We start from the raw sequence: 1,259 nt of genomic DNA, 5'->3' as shown, positions 1-1,259 counted from the left end.
GCCGGTGCCGATCCGCTGGTGAGGGGCGCGGGCCCCCACCGCCCGCGCCCCTCACCAGCGGATCGGCACCGGCAGTGCCGTCAGGAGGCCCGAGACCGCCACCACCAGGGCCAGCACGTACACCTCCGCCCGCGCGGGACCGGCGGCGCTCAGCGGATCGGACGCACGGGCCAGCCGGATCCTGGCCCACAGGGCGAGGGCCGCGACCCCGGCCATCAGGATCACCTTGGCGAGCAGGACACGCCCGTACGCCGTGTCCGTCAGCTGCTCCAGGACCGACTCCGGCGGCATCCGGCGCAGCGAGCTGCACACCCCGGTCGCCGTGAGGGCGACGAGCAGGACGGCCGCCACGCGCGCGTACAGCCCCAGCAGCACGGCGCCCGCCGGTGAGCCCCGCCACGCGCGCACCGTGCGCAGCGCGTACAGCAGGCCCCCCGCCCACAGCGAGGCGCAGACCAGGTGGACCACCGTCAGCCCGGAGCCGATCAGCGGGGTGTGCTCGGTCCCGGGGTGCGCGCGCAGGGCCTCGGCGACGACGACCACCGCCAGCGGCCACACCTGCGTGTCCGGGCGGCGGGAAGCGGCGCACAGGGCCGCGGCGAGGAACGCGTTGACCTCCAGGAGGGCGAGCCTGCCGTCCCGCGAGGCGTACAGGCTGCCCACGTCGACGGCGGCGAGGCCGTCGGGAACCAGGTTCCCGGTGGCCACCACGCAGGCGAGCCCGAGCGCGGCCGCGAAACCGGCGGAGTTCGCGACGGTGGACCAGGCGCGCGGCACGGCCGGGGGAGCGTCGGGCACGGAACGCAGCAGCCGCCTCACGAACAGCTCGCCGACGGGTACGGCCAGCGCCGCGAACAGCACCGTCCGGAGCAGGGCCACGCCACCGGTGCCGGGCGCGGCGGCCTCACCGGTGCCGTGCAGGGCCGGGGACGGACCGAGGAGCGGGATCAGCCCGGCCAGCGCCACCAGGACGAGGACGGCGGCGGCCGGGCTGGCGCCGGAACGCCGCGCGTCCCCGTGCGCGCCGGTCGTCCCGGAGGCGGGGTTGGTCAGAGTCACCCCAGGATCTTCACAAGGGCCCACAGAACGGGCAAGCACGGGGTACGGGACGGGGGCTCATTTCCCACCAAGGTCGCATTTACCGGCCCCGTCCGCCCGGCTCCCTTCGTCCGCCCGGCCCGCCGGCCCGTCGCCCCTCACCGGACGGGGGCGTCACCCCACAGGCCGGGCCGTCACCTCCACCGGGCCGCCCCGCACCC

1 protein-coding gene is annotated in these 1,259 nt (G+C 77.0%); it reads right to left on the bottom strand.

Going from position 1 to position 1,259, the window contains the following annotated elements; genetic code table 11:
* Positions 1-51 precede the first annotated feature (51 nt).
* Entirely contained in the window at positions 52-1,059 is a 1,008-nt protein-coding gene (locus tag AOK18_RS18825; RefSeq protein ID WP_055695132.1) for a CopD family protein, read from the bottom strand.
* Positions 1,060-1,259: the final 200 nt, after the last annotated feature.

Source organism: Streptomyces prasinopilosus, assembly GCF_001419695.1.
Classification (GTDB): domain Bacteria; phylum Actinomycetota; class Actinomycetes; order Streptomycetales; family Streptomycetaceae; genus Streptomyces; species Streptomyces prasinopilosus.
Note: the sequence above shows the minus strand (reverse complement) of the source record. Positions and strands in the feature narration are given on the sequence as shown.